Genomic DNA, 15,554 nt, shown 5'->3' with positions numbered 1-15,554 from the left:
CCTGCCTCCTCAGTCGAACTCAATATGGCCAAGGTGGCGTGCCGCCTTGGGATCGAACAGCAAACACAGATGGGAAAGGCCGGTCCAGTTTTCCTGGCCTTGCTGTTTCAGTGCCAGCTCCAGCTTGGAGGCGATAGCCAGCATGGACTCTATGGCTTCCAGGCTCAGCCGTGTGAGGGCGCCCTGATAGAGCGGTTTGCGCTTGTCCCAAATTCTATGCTTGCCGAACAGGCTATTGAGGCTCTCGCCCTGACTGCGGGCCGATTGCAGCATCAGCAGCAAGGTCAGCTCTTTTTGCAGCGCCCAATGGATAATGGGCATGGCGGTTTCTTCGGCCTTGAGCTGGGCGAGGATATGCTGGGCCTTATCCTGTTGGTTGGCCAGCAGGGCATCGGTCAATTGGAACACGCTGAAGCGGGATTGATCTTCGAAGTAGCGGCTCAGCTCTTCGCTGTCCACAGGACGGGCGCCAGCCAGCAGTTGCAGCAGTTGCATCGCCTGATCGGCGGCCAGCAGATTGCCTTCGTAGAGGGCATACAGCATGGCTCTGGCATCGTTTTTGAGATTGAGCCGATAATATTGAATACGGCCGTCGAGCCAGCGCTGGAACTGAGCCCCTTCGGGTGTGGCGCAAGGAACATAAAGACCCTGGCTGTCCAGGGCTTTGAACCACTTGCTGTTTTGCTGATCGCGGCCAAGCTTGGGGCCGTCGATGATCAACACTATATCCGGGTTTTGTTCAGCAATAAGGCTTTGCAGCATGGCGCCGCCATCTGCACCCGGCTTGGCCTGGGGCAGGTTGAGCTCTATGATTCTGCGACTGGCAAACAGGCTCATGGCGTGCCATTCGTTGGCGAGATCCTGCCAGTTGAAGTTGGCTTCCTGAGTCAGTTGTAACCTTTCTTCAAAGCCTTGGCTGCGGGCGGCTGCCAGGATTTGCCGCTTGCTGCTGTCCAGCAGATAGGGATCATCACCCAGCAGCAGGTAGCAGGATTTCAGCGGCGACAACTGCCGGTGTAACTGATCCGGATAGACCCGCATCAGTTCACCTCGATGGCGGCCAGAGTCTGGATGATGTTATCGGCGGCCTGAATGCGCATCTCTTTGACCAGCAACTCCATCTCGCGGCTCTTGGCCAAGGCGGTGCGGGGGTCGTCGAGATAATCGCGGCGGATTTCCACATCGAAAGGCTGTGCTTCCTTGCCCGGCAAAGACACGGCAAAACGCACATGGTAGATGAGTTCATATTCGGCGACGTTGCCTGTGGGGTAGAGCGACAAGGTTGAGCGCTCCAGAGTGTCGCTCAGCAGCACCAGCCGGGGAATGCCCTTGGCGGGTTCCTCTATGCCGACATTGTTGAGACGCAGGCGTTCACGCACCAGGCGGCTCAGCTCGCTGTATTTGTCGCTGCTCTCCAGGCTCAGCTTACTGAGCTCGGGCGGAATGGAATAACTTCCCTGAAGTTGAAAGCCGCAACCGGCACTGGTCATAACGACCAGTGCCAGCAGGGCGAACATCAACTGCTTCACGCTTAAAGATAGTTTCAGCATGGATGTCCTGTTTTTTCTCAGTTGGCGACTATGTTCAGCAGTTTACCCGGAACATAGATCACCTTGCGGATGGTCTTGCCTTCGGTGTGCTTTATCACCTGCTCATCGGCCAGACCCAGAGCTTCGACCTCTTCCTTGGCGGCATCGGCCGCCACAGTGATCTTGGCTCTGAGCTTACCGTTGACCTGCACCACGATCAGCTTGCTGTCTTCGACCAGTGCAGATTCGTCGGTTTCGGGCCAGCTGGCTGACTCGATATCGCCTTCCATGCCCAGCTCCTGCCACAGGTTGAAGCTCAGGTGTGGGGTGATGGGGTACAAGAGACGCACCACTGCAGACAGGGCTTCGGCCATCAGGGCTCTGTCCTGCCTGGTTTCCTGCGGAGCCTTCTGCAGCGCATTCATCAGTTCCATCACGGCGGCAATGGCGGTGTTGAACATCTGACGGCGGCCGATATCGTCGGTCACCTTGGCGATGGTTTTATGCAGCTCGCGGCGCAGTGCTTTCTGCTCGCCGGTCAGTGCCGCGATATCCAGCGCTGGAGCCGCGCCTTTGGCGATATGGTCATGGGCCAGTTTCCACAGACGCTTGATAAAGCGGTGGGCACCCTCCACGCCTGATTCCTGCCATTCCAATGTCAGCTCCGGTGGTGAGGCAAACATCATGAACAGTCGCACAGTATCGGCGCCGTACTTCTCTACCATCACTTGCGGATCGATGCCGTTGTTCTTCGACTTGGACATCTTGCTCATGCCGGTGTAAGTCAGCTCATGGCCTTCATTGTCCACCGCCTTGAGGATCCGACCCTTGTCGTCTTTCTCAACCACAGTCACTTCCAATGGCGATACCCAAACGCGGGCGCCTTTCTCGTTGCTGTAGTAGAAGGCATCGGCCAGTACCATGCCTTGAGTCAACAGACGCTTGGCAGGTTCGTTGGAGTTAACCAAACCGGCATCACGCAACAGTTTGTGGAAGAAGCGGAAGTACAACAGGTGCATACAGGCGTGTTCGATACCGCCTATGTATTGATCTACCGGCAGCCAGTAGTCGGCCTTGGCTGGATCCAGCATCTGATCTGCCTTGGGCGAGCAGTAGCGGGCATAGTACCAGCTGGACTCCATAAAGGTGTCGAAGGTGTCGGTTTCGCGCAGGGCATTTTGGCCGTTGACTGTGGTTTTGGCCCACTCTTTGTCGGCCTTGATTGGGCTTTGGACCCCATCCATGACCACGTCTTCCGGCAGAATGACCGGCAGTTGTTCTTCAGGTGTCGGCATCACAGTGCCGTCTTCCAGAGTCACCATAGGGATAGGTGCGCCCCAGTAGCGCTGGCGGCTGACGCCCCAGTCGCGCAGACGGAAATTAACCTGGCGCTTGCCTTTGCCTTCGGCACTCAGCTTGTCGGCGATGGCGTTGAAGGCGGCTTCAAAGTCCAGACCATCGAACTCGGCTGAGTTGAACAGTATGCCTTTTTCAGTGTAAGCGGCTTCAGAGATATCCAGCTCGCCGTCGGCAGGCTTAATCACGCCCTTGATGGCAAGGCCATACTTGGTGGCGAACTCATAGTCACGCTGGTCGTGGCCGGGAACCGACATCACGGCGCCGGTACCATAGTTCATCAGGACAAAGTTGGCGGCCCAAACCGGGACTTCTTCGCCTGTCAGCGGGTGGATCGCCTTGAGCCCGGTATCGACGCCTTTCTTCTCCATGGTGGCCAGCTCGGCCTCGGAGGCAGTGCTCTGCTTGCACTCTTCAACAAAGGCTGCCAGCGCCGGGTTGTTGGCGGCGGCTTTCTCGGCCAGCGGGTGAGCGGCGGCGATGGCCACATAGGTCACGCCCATCACGGTATCCGGACGTGTGGTGTAGATGTCGAAGCTATCGTCGGAACCGGCCACCTTGAAGGTCATCTCGACCCCTTCGGAACGACCAATCCAGTTACGCTGCATGGTCTTGACCTGCTCAGGCCAACCTTCGAGGGTATCGATATCGTTCAGCAGCTCTTCGGCGTACTGAGTGATCTTGATAAACCACTGAGGGATCTCTTTCTGCTCAACCACAGTGTCGCAGCGCCAGCAGCAACCATCGATAACTTGCTCGTTGGCCAGTACAGTCTGGTCATTGGGGCACCAGTTGACTGAAGCTGTTTTCTTGTACACCAAGCCTTTTTCATACAGTTTGGTGAAGAACCACTGTTCCCAGCGATAGTATTCCGGGGTACAGGTGGCAATCTCACGGCTCCAGTCGTAGCCGAAACCCAGCATTTTCAGCTGGTTCTTCATGTAATCTATGTTTTCATAGGTCCAAGGCGCCGGCGCAGTGGCGTTCTTGATCGCGGCATTTTCTGCCGGCAGACCGAAGGCATCCCAGCCGATGGGCTGAAGCACATTTTTACCCTGCAGACGCTGGAAACGGGAAACTACGTCACCTATGGTGTAGTTACGCACGTGTCCCATATGCAGCCGACCTGAAGGATAGGGGAACATAGAGAGGCAGTAGAACTTCTCTTTACTCGGATCTTCGGTGACTTCAAAAGTTTTCTTTTCTGCCCAGTGCGTTTGCACTTTGGCTTCGATTTCTGAGGGATTATATTGCTCTTGCATCAGGTTTTTCGGCAATGCCGCCCATTATTTTGACATGCGCGCTATACTGCGCCGTTTAGATCTGCATAGAATAAACCAGAAGTGAGTCATTAAGAAAGGTTCGTCTTAAAGGAGTATTGGCCATGAGTGAGAGAAGTACGGAGTTACTGGCGCTGTATCAGGCCTTGATTGACAGAGTCAAACAACAGTATAACCAAGATAACTCATTGACAGTTAAGAGCTTATTTAACTCTATCAAGGAAGGGAAAGAGTATTTGGCCATCAAGCAGCAGGCCGGTGAGGCCGAGCTGTCTCTGGTCGAGGAGTTCCTCAAGCGGGATATCGCCAGTTATATCCAGAGCCAAACGGAAGATGACATCAGTTACAGCCCCACTATGTTGACACTGGAAAACACCCTCTGGCATTGGCTGGGCGAAATCAGTGACCGCAGCCAGGTGGAGTGGCACGAACTGGCCCATGAGTTCAAACACCATGGTTATTATCAGAGCGGCGATATCGTCAGTCAGGGCAAGATGGTCTGCAGTAACTGCGGCCATGAGATGGACTTCGAGTTCCCCGGCATCATTCCCGATTGCCCCGAGTGTGACCACTCGGAATTTACCCGTGAAGCGCTGGCGCCCTGAATCATAGATATTCAGGCTTTCAATGGTTTGGAGCTCAAGGGAAAACCCTCAAACGCACAGACATAAAAACGCAGGCTCCGGCCTGCGTTTTCTATGCTGTTTATGCCGTTTGAGCCGGGCAGGCTTTGGCTGCAGATGTGCCGCTTCTCAACACAGGTTTTGATCAACTGTTATCGCGATAGGCGGCGATTTTGGCGAGTGCTGCCTTGATTTCCTGCTTGCGACCCGCATCTGCCAGCTCGCGCCCTGGCCTTGGGGCGGCTTCGAGCGCCTTTTGCAGGAAAGGCAGGGCTTCGTCATACCTGTCTTCTTCCAGCAGGAAGTCGCCGTAGAAGTAGTTGCTGTCTATGCCATCGGGGTTGAGCTCCAACGCCTGTTTCAGCAACTCCTCGGCCTTGTCATCGTCTCCAAAGCCCAGCGGCCAGCCGGGCACCTTGTAGTAAAGCACCCCGAGACTGGTGTAGGCTGAGCCCTTGAGCGCGGTGGGATCTTGCTTAAGCGCCTGCTCGAAATCACTGCGAGCCCGCTTGGCATATTTGAGGGCACCGAGGCCGCCGCTGACCCCGGCATAGGTAGAGTTGATAATCCCGTGCCAGATGCGCACTCCTGTACTTTGGGGGTGGGACTGCACCGACTCATCTGCCAGCTTCAGCAGTTTAACGAAGGCTTTTTCCTGCTCGTCGCCGCTGAGTTGATAGTTGTTGATGGCCCAGTCGTGTTGCAACTGTTTGACGGCCAGATCGCTGGCGTCATCGGCCCAGAGCGAAGGACTCACCAGCAGCGCTGCGCTCAGGCACAAGAGTTTAAATGGCTTCATGTTTCTCTCCTTCGGTGATGGGGTTGGCCGTGTCTTGTATTGGCATGGCCCTTTGGCAAAACTGGCGGATAAGTGGCAGTTTCTTGCGGGTATCATTGTTAACCAGGCCGGGCAGCAGGGCGTTTATCCGCACAAACAGCTTTTCCGGCCAACCGATAAAACGGCGGCCCCGGCGATTATCGGCCAGATCGCGGCAGAGGATGTCGGCCACCCACTCCGGGCTGTCCTGACGGTTGCCGAGCGCCGAATTGAGCTGGCGCATCGATTCTGTGTTGAGTTCGGTATCCGTGGCTCTGGGGGCGAAATAGAGCACCTTAATCTTGCTGTCGGCCAACTCCCGCTCCAGTGCTTCGGTAAAGCCTCTGAGGCCAAACTTGCTGGCGCAATAAAGACTGGAACCCGGGTAGCCTATGCTGCCGAGAATGGAGCCGACATTGATGATGGCGGCCTCGGACTGACGTTTGAGCAAGGGCAGCAGGGTGCGGCAACAGTTGATGGGCGCCTCCAGGTTCACCGCCATCATGGCGCGGGTATCACAGGTGTCGCTGGCTTCCAACATGCTGAGCTGATTGACCCCGAGGCAGTTAATCAACACCTTGGGGCTGAACACCCCGGCGGCCTGATGCAGCTGACACTGACCGCCACTGCTGGTCAGATCGGCGCTTAAGGTGTGATGCTCCCCGGCAAGGCTCTGTTTCAAGGCATCGAGTTTGGCTTGATCCCGGCCGCAGAGCAGCAGTCTGGCGCCTTTGGCGGCCAGCGCCCTGGCGATGGCGCTGCCGATGCCACCACTGGCGCCTGTGATGATGACATTCAGATACTTGAGTTCCATATTGGTCACCGTTTTCAGGAGGCCAGCGCCAAGGCCTGGGCCGGCGCCAGCTCGCGGAAGATATTGCCGTAGAGGCGGTAGAAATTGTTGGCGGCGTGAATGATCAAGGCCTGTTCATCGCGATCCTCAATCCGGTTCATCAGCCCCTCAAAGAAATGGATATGTTGCTTGTCCAGCTCGCCGTGAGACTTGAGATAACTGAAGGCTGAATCCGGCAGCCCCAGGCGCGATTGCACTTTCTCGGCCGCCAGCAGCGCCAGATTAATGCTGGTGCCTTCCAGTACATTGACCATGCCGAAAAAGCCCAGCGGACTTACCCGATTCACCATGTCGTAGGCGTAAGCCACCATGACCTCTGTGGCAAATAGCGGCGTGCTGCGCCTGGCCTTTTCCTTGTCAAAACCGCAGGCGGCTATGTCATTGAGGATCCACTCCTGGTGGCCTTGCTCCTCTTCGATATACTCGGCTACCGCCACCCTGAGCCATTCCTTGCTTTCCGGCAGTCTGGCGCCTGTGGCCATGAGCAGCGGCGAAGTGTGCTTCACATGGTGATAGGCCTGGTGCAGGAAGGCGACATATTCCTCCAGGCTTATCTCTCCTTGCAGGCATTTGCCTATGATGGGACTGGCCAGCAGATACTCGCGTCCGCTCTGGGTTGCTTGTTGTAATTGGTCGTAGAAATTCATTATAGGGCTCCCTCAAGATATGGGGTTTCGGATAGATAGAGCTGTTCTATTTGAGCGGCCAGGGCGCTCAGCAGTGAGGCGCGCTTGACCCTGCCATTGGCTGTGGTGTGAGGCTTGAGCTCGGTTTCATTCAGTCTTATCCAGCGTTTGATCCTGGCATAGTCGGGCAGTGTGGCATTGACAGCATCCAGCCAAGCCTGGAGCTGCTCATTGCTGACTTGGTGCGGAGCGCACAGTAGCGCGCTGAGCCAAGGCTTGGCGTCGCCAAGCACCATACACTGACTCAGCAGCGGTTTGGCCATCAGCGCCGACTCCACCCACTCAGGGCTGATATTGCGGCCAAAGGAGCTGATAAGCAGATGCTTGCGGCGCCCGCTAATGGTGAGCACACCTTTATCGAGCTGGCCAAGGTCGCCGGTGGCGATTTCTCCCAGGCCCCAAGTCTCGGGTTGGCCGAGATACCCCAGGTGACAGGCGCCGCCGACATGGATTTCGCCGCCGCGAATGGTGACTTTGCAGTGAGGCAACACTGTGCCGGCAAAGCCGGGAGTGTCTTTTTCCGGGGTGTTGAGCGCCACGACAGAGCCGCATTCCGACAGGCCGTAACCTTCATAAACCGGTAATCCAAGCTCCCTGGCCCGCAGCAGCAACTCGGGGGCGACCTTGCCGCCACCAACGGCGACAAAGCGCAGTGAGTTTGGCGCTTGCCAACCTTGCTCGCAGGCACCGACCAGCAGTGTCAGCAACTGAGGAATGAGTATCATGCTGCTCGGCTGCGCTTGGCTTATGGTTTGCAGCAGCGCCCGGCTGTCGAGTCTCGAGCTGCCGTGCATGCCGCGTGCTTTATCCGAGGGCAGCAGCACAGTGCCGCCGCACAGCAAGGGGCTGTAGATACCGGCGATGTTTTCCAGCAAGGTGCTCAAGGGCAACAGACAAAGATGCCGAGGGCTGGGCAGGGCGGTGACTTTTGCAAGCGATTCGGCCACCCGCCATTGATGCTCGCTGCTGAGACACACCCCCTTGGGATTACCGGTAGAGCCTGAGGTAAAGGTAATTTTGGCTGTGCCCTGAGGGACTTGTGGAAAAGCCGCCGTTTTCTCGGCGCAAACGCTCTGTTGGCCCGGATGTCCGTCGCAGAGCTGTTCGTCAGATAGCTGCTCGTCGTATAACTGCCTGCTGTATAAATGCCAGCCGTATAGACTGCAGCCCAGTTCACTGAGACCTTGGTAAGGCGCGAAGCCCTTTGGCAAACAAGGCTGAATTTGTGGGCTTTCGCTGAGCACCAGCTCAACCGAGGTTTGTTCAAGGCAGTTTGCCAACTGCTCTTGGGAGAAAAATAGCGGCAAGGGCAGGCAAAGAACTCCTGCCTGCTGACAGGCGAGATCCAGTATCGCCCACTGCACACTGTTGCCGGCATGCAGTGCCAGGCTGCGGATATTCAGGCGTTTGAGGAAATCACTGTAGCGGCGGATTTCTGTTTTCAGTTCAAGGTAGCTGAGTCGCCGCTCAGCATCGCTAAGGGCAATGGCCTGATCTTCGCCGTTGAGTTTGCCCAGGACATCCCAATCAAGGTTTGTTCCGGCGCCTGACTCAGAGGTATTGGCTTGGCTTAATGGGGGCGATGGAGTCATAGGTTTGGCTCCCGGGTCCTGGCATAAGCCAATTCGGCCGCCATGGTGCTGATATCCGATTCGTGCCTTTGTGCCAGTCGTCTCAAGCGGGGACTGGTTTCTATCACCTCTTGGGCGAGGCGCAGATCGCCAATCATGACTCTGGGGTTGTTGCGGTAGTAATTGCCCCAGATGGCGCTGTCACCTTCCAGTCGCTCAGGATCGGCGCTACAGAGCAGCATGGGCGAAAAGCCCAGTAGTCTCATCAGCGCCTCCACCTGCTCTGTGACGGTAAAGACCATATACTCAAAACCGGCTCTGGCCAGAGTGGCTGCAAGCAGTACCAGCAGCAGTGGCCCTGAACTCTTATTGGTCAGTGCCAGATTGCCCACCTCTACCAAGGAAGCCCTGTCCACCGGGCGTTTGGTCAGCTGCGCCACTTGCTGCTCTATGGGGGCTTCTAGGTATTGCTCCAGAAACAAGGGGTAGTAACAACCGGCTCTGAGGCCGAAGGCACCCTGAGGCTGCCCCTTCATGCTCAGCTGCAGTAAGAAAGGCAAAAATTCCTTGAGCTTGGCGCCATGCACCTGAAAGTACTTGGCGGCGATATAGTCTTCGACCTCAGCGCGGCCCTCTGCCTGCTCATGGAACAGGCGACACTCGGGAAGCGAATGAGGTGGGTTGGCAGAGCTTGGGACGTCCTTTTCCAGGGCAGACAGGGGAAACTGCTTGACCATAGAGATACTCCGGATCTGTTAACCAGTATCCAGAGCCTAGAAAAGCAGTCTTAAGAATTACTTATGTGTTCATTAATTTTTTATCAATTAGATAAAAATCAATTGGTTGCTCTTAGCTTTTATCGTTCTTTCGCCGTTTGGGGCAATACAACAGCCCCAAAAGCAGCAGCAAGCCACTCAGCCCCAGTACCGGCCATTGACCGACCCGGCTGAACAGGGTCTGGCCCTCGACCAGCGGCACTTCAGCCGTGAGTACGCCCTCGACAAACTGCGGCAGTTTGGCACTGATATTGCCAAATTCATCCACTACGGCGGTGACACCATTGTTGGTGGCCCGCAGCAGAGGCCGGCCCAACTCGGCCGAGCGCATCTGGGCTATCTCCATGTGTTGCAGTGGGCCATTGGACTCACCGAACCAGGCATCGTTGGAGACGGTCAGCAACACCTGGGTATCCTCGGCGACGTTGGCTCTGAGCTGCTCGGGGAAAGCGATTTCATAACAGATAGCCGGTGCCAGGGTATGACCCAGCGCCGTCAGGTTGTTTTGCTGATAACTGCCTCTGGCAAACGAGGACATGGGCAGGTTGAAAAAGGGCGCCAGTGGCCGCAGCAGCGACTCCATGGGCACAAACTCGCCTATGGGCAGCAGGTGATGTTTGCGGAACTGGTTGTCACCCGCTGCGCTATAGTCGGCGTTCTGTTGCTGTTTTTGATGATGATTCCCCAGCACGATCAGCGAGTTGTAGAAGTCGCCATTTTGCTGGCTGATGATACCTGTGATGATGGCGGCATCCCGCAGATTGGCAACCTTGTTGGCGTTGTCGAGAAACTCGGCCACCATGCTTTCGGGGGCTGGTATCGCCGCCTCGGGCCAGATCACCAGGTCTCTGTCCAGATGCGGGCGGGAGAGATCCATATATTTGAGCATAGTCGGCCAGAGCGCGTCCGGCTCCCACTTCATGCTTTGGGGAATATTGCCCTGCACCAGCGCCACGCTGAGGGTCTCACCGGTGCGCTCAACCGTTGAAAATCGCGGCGCCTGCCATACGAGCAGGGCCAGTAGCGCCGAGCTCACCACCAGGCTGAGCCAGCGGCGTTTGAGTAGCAGCACCAGGCTTGCTGCCAGCAGCGCCACCACAAAACTGAGCCCCAAAGTGCCTATCATTGAGGCCAGTGGCTTCAAGGGGCCCGAGGTTTGGCTATAGCCGCCCCAGAGCCAGGGAAAGCCGGTGAGCACCCAGCCCCGCAGCCATTCGCACAGGGTCCAGAGCGCCGGAAACAGCCCCAGCAGTTGCCAGTTATGACGCTTGGGCGCCAGCCTTGCCAGCAGGGCACCGGCCAGCGCCGGATACAAGGCCAGATAGAGGGCCAACAGGGCCATCAGGCCTATGGAAGCAATCAGCGGCAAGCCACCGAATCTGTCCATGCTGACATGCACCCAGCTGATCCCGAAGGCAAAGGCGCCAAAGCCAAAGCTGAGCCAATAGCCAAAACTGGCCTTGGGGGAAAGCTTGTCACTGTGCCAAAGGCCAAAGGCCAGCGCCAGCGGGTAGATGGGCCAGAGATCGTAGGGGGCAAAGGAAAGTGCTGTACTGGCACCGGCCAAAAAGGCCAGTACCAGACGCAGCTTGGGGTGGCGTTGTAGCGCCGCTAATGTGGACTTCACTGGTCGTTACTGTCTTCAGTATCGTTGGGATCGGGCAGTTTCACCCTGAGTTGCAATAAACGGCGGGTATCGGCACTGATGACTTTAAATTCAATGCCGTCGATGACGATCTTCTCGTTGCGCTCCGGCAAGTGACCGAAGGCGTGGGACACCAAGCCGCCGACTGTGTCGAACTCTTCATCACTGAAATGGGTGTTGAAGGTTTCGTTGAAATCTTCAATCTCGGTCAGTGCCTTGACCATGTAAACCCGGTTACCGGCTTTACGGATCTCAGACTCGTCGCTGTTGTCGTGATCGAACTCATCTTCGATATCGCCGACAATCTCTTCGAGAATATCTTCAATGGTGACCAGGCCGGAAACACCACCGTATTCATCGACCACAATCGCCATATGGTAGCGTTGGGAACGGAACTCTTTGAGCAGCACATCCACTCTCTTGCTCTCGGGCACCACAACGGCCGGGCGGATCACTTTTTCCAGTGAGAAGGGTTCTTCACTGTTGTTGAAGCCGTACTTCAGCAGATCTTTGGCCAGCAGTATGCCTTCGATATGGTCTTTGTCTTCATTGACCACAGGAAAGCGGGAATGAGCAGAGTTGATGACAGTGTTGAGCAGTTCCTCAACAGAGTCATTGAATTGGATGGCGACAATCTGCGCTCTGGGGATCATTATGTCCCTTACACGCAAATCAGATACCTCTAAAACACCTTTTATCATCTCGCGGGTATCTTCAGTGATGAGCTCACGCTGCTCGGCATCGTGGATCACCTCAACCAGATCTTCGCGATTTTGAGGTTCGCCCTGGAATAACTGGCTTACTCGGTCAAACCAGCCTTTCTTATGGGCGCTGGTACTCGGGGGGATATCGTCACTCATAGTGTTCTTCATGACAGGGCGAACCCTGGCAATTATTGCTCCTTGTATGGGTCAGTAAAACCTAAGCTTTCAATAAGTTGGGTCTCTAGCGACTCCATTTCTTCGGCTTCGGCATCTTCGATGTGATCATAACCTAGCAGATGCAGGCAACCGTGCACAACCATATGTGCCCAGTGCGCCTGTAGCGGTTTATGCTGTTCACGGGCTTCATTTTCAACGACTGAAACGCAAATGACAAGATCCCCGAGTAATGGCAGGGTTATTCCAGGTGGCGCTTCAAACGGAAATGACAGCACATTGGTGGGCTTGTCTTTGCCGCGATAGTCCCGGTTCAACTGCTGGCTCGCTTCACTGTCCACCAGACGTATGGTCAGCTCGGCCTGCTCCATACTATTGCCTATGGCAGTACGGGCCCAGAGCTCGAAATCGCTCTGGGATGGCAGATTTTGCGCTTCTGTGGCCAGTTGCAGGTCCAGCTGCAGATCAAGACTCATGGGCGCCGGCCTCTGTCAGTTGATATTGGCTGTCGCGTTGGGCCTTGGCCGCCTGCTGGCGCTGATCGTGTGCTTCATAAGCTTCCACTATGCGGGCCACTACCGGGTGGCGCACCACATCCTGGGCCTGGAAGAAGTTGAAGCTGATCTCTTCCACTTCGCTCAGTACTTCAATGGCGTGGCGCAGGCCTGACTTGGCGTTGCGCGGCAGATCTATCTGGGTAATGTCACCTGTGATCACCGCCTTGGAGTTGAAGCCGATACGGGTGAGGAACATCTTCATCTGTTCCACCGTGGTATTTTGGCTCTCATCGAGAATGATAAAGGCATCGTTGAGGGTGCGGCCACGCATATAGGCCAGCGGCGCGACCTCGATAACATTACGCTCTATCAGTCGTTCAACCTTTTCAAACCCGAGCATCTCAAACAGGGCGTCATACAGAGGCCTGAGGTAAGGGTCTACCTTCTGGCTCAGATCGCCGGGCAGGAACCCCAGCTTCTCACCGGCTTCCACCGCAGGGCGGGTCAACAGAATGCGGCGGATCTCCTGACGCTCCAGCGCATCCACGGCGGCGGCAACGGCCAGATAGGTCTTGCCGGTACCGGCGGGGCCTATGCCGAAGGTGATGTCATGGCGCACTATGTTGGCCACATATTGGGTCTGGTTGGGATTGCGCGGCTTAATCACCCCTTTGCGGGTCTTGATATAGTGCTCTTTGGGTTCTGCACCGCTGTCGTCGGCTTCCAGGGCAATGGCTTCCTGAATGGCGATATGCACCTGCTCGGGCTCCAGATCCGGGGTCGAGCCTTTTACCGGCGCGGTTTCGACATAGAGCTGTTTCAGCAGGTTGTTGGCCGTGAGGCAGTTACGCGGCTGGCCGACAATCTGAAAATGGTTGTTGCGGTAGCTTATCTCGACGCCCACCCGGCGCTCGAGCTGCTTGATATTGTCATCGAACGGACCACACAGAGACGCCAGACGGCGGCTGTCGGCCGGTTCGAGATACAGATTCATGGTGGTTAATTTGTGAGACAAACAAAAACTCCTGTTGATGTCATCTTTGATCAGTTTACGAGCGTGAAGGCATAAATGCTAACGGAAAATCGAGCCTAAAATAAAACGGCCCGGGTCCGAAGAGCCGGGCCGCCGTGGAAGTCTCGGCGCTTACGGGGTGAACTGAGTCACGCCCAGAGTGTCTTCCTGATTATGCTTGGCCAGAATATCACTGGGGCGCAGGCTCTTGCGCAAGTCCATCTCATCTTCACCGCGAACAAACTTGCCGCGCAGCGAGTTGGTGTAGACATCGACGATTTCCACATCCACGAAGCTGCCTATGTGCTTGGGCTGGCCTTCGAAGTTGACCACACGGTTGTTTTCGGTGCGGCCGCGTAGCTCCATGGGGTTCTTGACCGATGGGCCTTCCACCAGAATTCGTTGCACTGTGCCCAGCATCTGGCGGCTGTAGCGCTGCGCCTGTTGGGTGATCCTGTCCTGCAGGATTGCCAGACGCTGCTTTTTCTCTTCCATATCCACATCATCCGGCAAGTCGGCCGCCGGGGTGCCGGGACGGGCACTGTAGATAAAGCTGAAGCTGTGGTCGAAGCCCACTTCTTCAATCAGCTTCATGGTGTCGGCAAAATCTTCTTTGCTTTCGCCGGGGAAGCCGATGATAAAGTCGGAGCTTATCTGAATATCCGGTCTCGCCTTACGCAGACGGCGAATGATAGACTTGTACTCGATTGCCATATGGCCGCGCTTCATCTGGGTCAGAATGCGGTCTGAACCCGATTGCACCGGCAGGTGCAGGAAGCTGACCAGCTCAGGAGTGTCTTCATAGACATCGATAATGTCCTGGGTGAACTCTATCGGGTGGCTGGTGGTAAAGCGGATGCGGTCGATTCCGTCGATGGCGGCCACATAACGCAGCAGCTCGGCAAAGCTGCAAATTTCGTCATCATGGGTCAGGCCGCGATAGGCGTTAACGTTTTGCCCCAGCAGGTTGACTTCACGCACCCCTTGCTCGGCCAGTTGAGCGATTTCCAGGATGATGTCATCCAGTGGCCGGCTGACTTCTTCGCCGCGGGTATAGGGCACCACGCAGAAAGAGCAGTACTTGCTGCAGCCTTCCATGATGGAGACAAAGGCGGTGGGGCCTTCGGCGCGGGGCTCGGGCAAACGGTCGAACTTCTCGATTTCCGGGAAGCTGACGTCAATCACCGCCTGGTCGCCACTGCGAACCTGGTTGATCATCTCTGGCAGACGGTGCAGGGTTTGAGGGCCGAAGATAATATCCACGCACTGGGCGCGTTCTTTTATCGCCTTGCCTTCCTGCGAAGCCACACAACCACCCACGCCAATGATCAGCTCAGGATTCTTGTCTTTGAGTGTTTTCCAGCGGCCCAGCTGATGGAATACCTTTTCCTGCGCTTTTTCACGAATAGAACAGGTATTGAGCAGCAGAATATCTGCCTCATCAGCCTCTTCGGTCAGGGTGTAGCCCTGAAATTCGTTTAACAGATCGGCCATCTTGGATGAGTCGTACTCATTCATCTGACAGCCCCAGGTTTTAATATGGAGTTTTTTACTCATCAGTTTTGCGTCGCTCTTCGGAACCACTTAAAAAATAGCGCGCCATTTTACCTGCTGTTAAGTCCGCTGACCAGCTTTTGAACGCCAGGGCTGAGAATTACTCTGGTTGCTGCAATACCCTTTCGACCTGTGTGGGTAAACGGTTGGCGGCCACCTGAATATTTTGCTGCTGGTAGAACTGCTCGGCCATCTCCAGGTTGCTGCCGCGGGCCTGGGCATAGATGTCCTCCAACACATCCAAATGAAAGCCGGCCATGGTTTCCGTGATTTGTTGATATAGGGCATAATTCAGCGACGAGCGATAGGTTACAGTTATCACTTCCATCTGGTCTGCCGTGGTAGCGGCCAGAACATGACCAGAAGTAAAGGCAGCCGGGACGACAAGGGCTGCGGCTATCAGGCTGCTGGTAAGTTTGCGCATGGTATCCTCACTTGTTGATGTCGATAACCGCATATGCGGTGTTTGCCATGACA

Annotated in this window: 15 protein-coding genes; 1 reads left to right on the top strand and 14 read right to left on the bottom strand. The window is 55.9% G+C overall.

Annotation, left to right across the window (positions count from 1 at the left end; translation table 11 throughout):
• Positions 1–9: 9 nt before the first annotated feature.
• The 3 genes from holA to leuS are packed head-to-tail and all read right to left on the bottom strand — an operon-like array spanning position 10 to position 4,147.
• Entirely contained in the window at positions 10–1,041 is a 1,032-nt protein-coding gene (gene holA, locus E1N14_RS16585; RefSeq protein ID WP_025011677.1) for a DNA polymerase III subunit delta, read from the bottom strand.
• Positions 1,041–1,550, bottom strand: a complete 510-nt coding sequence (locus E1N14_RS16580) for an LPS-assembly lipoprotein LptE (protein ID WP_025011678.1) — start codon at positions 1,548–1,550, stop codon at positions 1,041–1,043. Before E1N14_RS16580 ends, holA begins: the two co-directional genes overlap by 1 nt.
• A 17-nt stretch (positions 1,551–1,567) precedes the next feature.
• Entirely contained in the window at positions 1,568–4,147 is a 2,580-nt protein-coding gene (gene leuS, locus E1N14_RS16575; RefSeq protein WP_062793838.1) for a leucine--tRNA ligase, read from the bottom strand.
• Positions 4,148–4,269: 122 nt separating this feature from the next.
• Here leuS and E1N14_RS16570 point away from each other — a divergent pair, with 122 nt between their 5' ends.
• Positions 4,270–4,770, top strand: coding sequence for a zinc ribbon-containing protein (locus E1N14_RS16570; protein ID WP_025011679.1), 501 nt, complete (start codon positions 4,270–4,272; stop codon positions 4,768–4,770).
• 163 nt (positions 4,771–4,933) lie between these two features.
• Here the strand turns inward: E1N14_RS16570 and E1N14_RS16565 are convergent, their stop codons facing one another.
• The 11 genes from E1N14_RS16565 to E1N14_RS16515 form a co-directional block, all read right to left on the bottom strand.
• The gene (locus E1N14_RS16565; RefSeq protein WP_025011680.1) at positions 4,934–5,587 is read right to left on the bottom strand and encodes a tetratricopeptide repeat protein; all 654 of its coding nucleotides are present in this window, start codon (positions 5,585–5,587) and stop codon (positions 4,934–4,936) included.
• Entirely contained in the window at positions 5,574–6,419 is an 846-nt protein-coding gene (locus E1N14_RS16560) for an SDR family oxidoreductase (protein WP_082813132.1), read from the bottom strand. The genes E1N14_RS16565 and E1N14_RS16560 overlap by 14 nt, the downstream gene beginning before the upstream one ends.
• Positions 6,420–6,433: 14 nt before the next feature.
• Positions 6,434–7,105, bottom strand: a complete 672-nt coding sequence (locus tag E1N14_RS16555; RefSeq protein WP_062793837.1) for an iron-containing redox enzyme family protein — start codon at positions 7,103–7,105, stop codon at positions 6,434–6,436.
• Positions 7,105–8,736 (bottom strand): AMP-binding protein, encoded by a 1,632-nt coding sequence (locus E1N14_RS16550; protein WP_062793836.1) that lies wholly within the window; start codon positions 8,734–8,736, stop codon positions 7,105–7,107. Before E1N14_RS16550 ends, E1N14_RS16555 begins: the two co-directional genes overlap by 1 nt.
• Positions 8,733–9,452 carry a thermostable hemolysin gene (locus E1N14_RS16545; RefSeq protein ID WP_025011681.1) on the bottom strand — a complete coding sequence of 240 codons (720 nt, stop codon included), beginning with the start codon at positions 9,450–9,452 and terminating at the stop codon, positions 8,733–8,735. Before E1N14_RS16545 ends, E1N14_RS16550 begins: the two co-directional genes overlap by 4 nt.
• Positions 9,453–9,564: 112 nt before the next feature.
• Positions 9,565–11,118 (bottom strand): apolipoprotein N-acyltransferase, encoded by a 1,554-nt coding sequence (gene lnt, locus E1N14_RS16540; protein ID WP_062793835.1) that lies wholly within the window; start codon positions 11,116–11,118, stop codon positions 9,565–9,567.
• On the bottom strand, positions 11,115–11,996 hold the full coding sequence (gene corC, locus E1N14_RS16535; RefSeq protein ID WP_025011682.1) for a CNNM family magnesium/cobalt transport protein CorC: 882 nt from the start codon (positions 11,994–11,996) through the stop codon (positions 11,115–11,117). The genes lnt and corC overlap by 4 nt, the downstream gene beginning before the upstream one ends.
• Before the next feature lie 32 nt (positions 11,997–12,028).
• The gene (gene ybeY / locus E1N14_RS16530) at positions 12,029–12,490 is read right to left on the bottom strand and encodes an rRNA maturation RNase YbeY (protein WP_062793834.1); all 462 of its coding nucleotides are present in this window, start codon (positions 12,488–12,490) and stop codon (positions 12,029–12,031) included.
• Positions 12,480–13,526, bottom strand: a complete 1,047-nt coding sequence (locus tag E1N14_RS16525; protein ID WP_025011683.1) for a PhoH family protein — start codon at positions 13,524–13,526, stop codon at positions 12,480–12,482. Before E1N14_RS16525 ends, ybeY begins: the two co-directional genes overlap by 11 nt.
• A 129-nt stretch (positions 13,527–13,655) precedes the next feature.
• Positions 13,656–15,080 (bottom strand): tRNA (N6-isopentenyl adenosine(37)-C2)-methylthiotransferase MiaB, encoded by a 1,425-nt coding sequence (miaB, locus tag E1N14_RS16520; protein WP_025011684.1) that lies wholly within the window; start codon positions 15,078–15,080, stop codon positions 13,656–13,658.
• A 97-nt stretch (positions 15,081–15,177) separates the two neighbouring features.
• Complete coding sequence (locus E1N14_RS16515; RefSeq protein WP_025011685.1) at positions 15,178–15,501, bottom strand: hypothetical protein; 324 nt, start codon at positions 15,499–15,501, stop codon at positions 15,178–15,180.
• Positions 15,502–15,554 lie beyond the last annotated feature (53 nt).

It is taken from the genome of Shewanella algae (assembly GCF_009183365.2).
Taxonomy (GTDB): domain Bacteria; phylum Pseudomonadota; class Gammaproteobacteria; order Enterobacterales; family Shewanellaceae; genus Shewanella; species Shewanella algae.
Note: the sequence above shows the minus strand (reverse complement) of the source record. Positions and strands in the feature narration are given on the sequence as shown.

Bases quoted from the DNA above. Each gene is read 5' to 3' on its own strand.
- E1N14_RS16545 (WP_025011681.1), bottom strand. From the start codon at position 9,452: ATGGTCAAGCAGTTTCCCCTGTCTGCCCTGGAAAAGGACGTCCCAAGC.
- E1N14_RS16550 (WP_062793836.1), bottom strand. From the start codon at position 8,736: ATGACTCCATCGCCCCCATTAAGCCAAGCCAATACCTCTGAGTCAGGC.
- E1N14_RS16565 (WP_025011680.1), bottom strand. From the start codon at position 5,587: ATGAAGCCATTTAAACTCTTGTGCCTGAGCGCAGCGCTGCTGGTGAGT.
- leuS (WP_062793838.1), bottom strand. From the start codon at position 4,147: ATGCAAGAGCAATATAATCCCTCAGAAATCGAAGCCAAAGTGCAAACG.
- holA (WP_025011677.1), bottom strand. From the start codon at position 1,041: ATGCGGGTCTATCCGGATCAGTTACACCGGCAGTTGTCGCCGCTGAAA.
- E1N14_RS16580 (WP_025011678.1), bottom strand. From the start codon at position 1,550: ATGCTGAAACTATCTTTAAGCGTGAAGCAGTTGATGTTCGCCCTGCTG.
- E1N14_RS16570 (WP_025011679.1), top strand. From the start codon at position 4,270: ATGAGTGAGAGAAGTACGGAGTTACTGGCGCTGTATCAGGCCTTGATT.
- E1N14_RS16515 (WP_025011685.1), bottom strand. From the start codon at position 15,501: ATGCGCAAACTTACCAGCAGCCTGATAGCCGCAGCCCTTGTCGTCCCG.
- ybeY (WP_062793834.1), bottom strand. From the start codon at position 12,490: ATGAGTCTTGATCTGCAGCTGGACCTGCAACTGGCCACAGAAGCGCAA.
- E1N14_RS16560 (WP_082813132.1), bottom strand. From the start codon at position 6,419: ATGGAACTCAAGTATCTGAATGTCATCATCACAGGCGCCAGTGGTGGC.
- E1N14_RS16555 (WP_062793837.1), bottom strand. From the start codon at position 7,105: ATGAATTTCTACGACCAATTACAACAAGCAACCCAGAGCGGACGCGAG.
- miaB (WP_025011684.1), bottom strand. From the start codon at position 15,080: ATGAGTAAAAAACTCCATATTAAAACCTGGGGCTGTCAGATGAATGAG.
- corC (WP_025011682.1), bottom strand. From the start codon at position 11,996: ATGAGTGACGATATCCCCCCGAGTACCAGCGCCCATAAGAAAGGCTGG.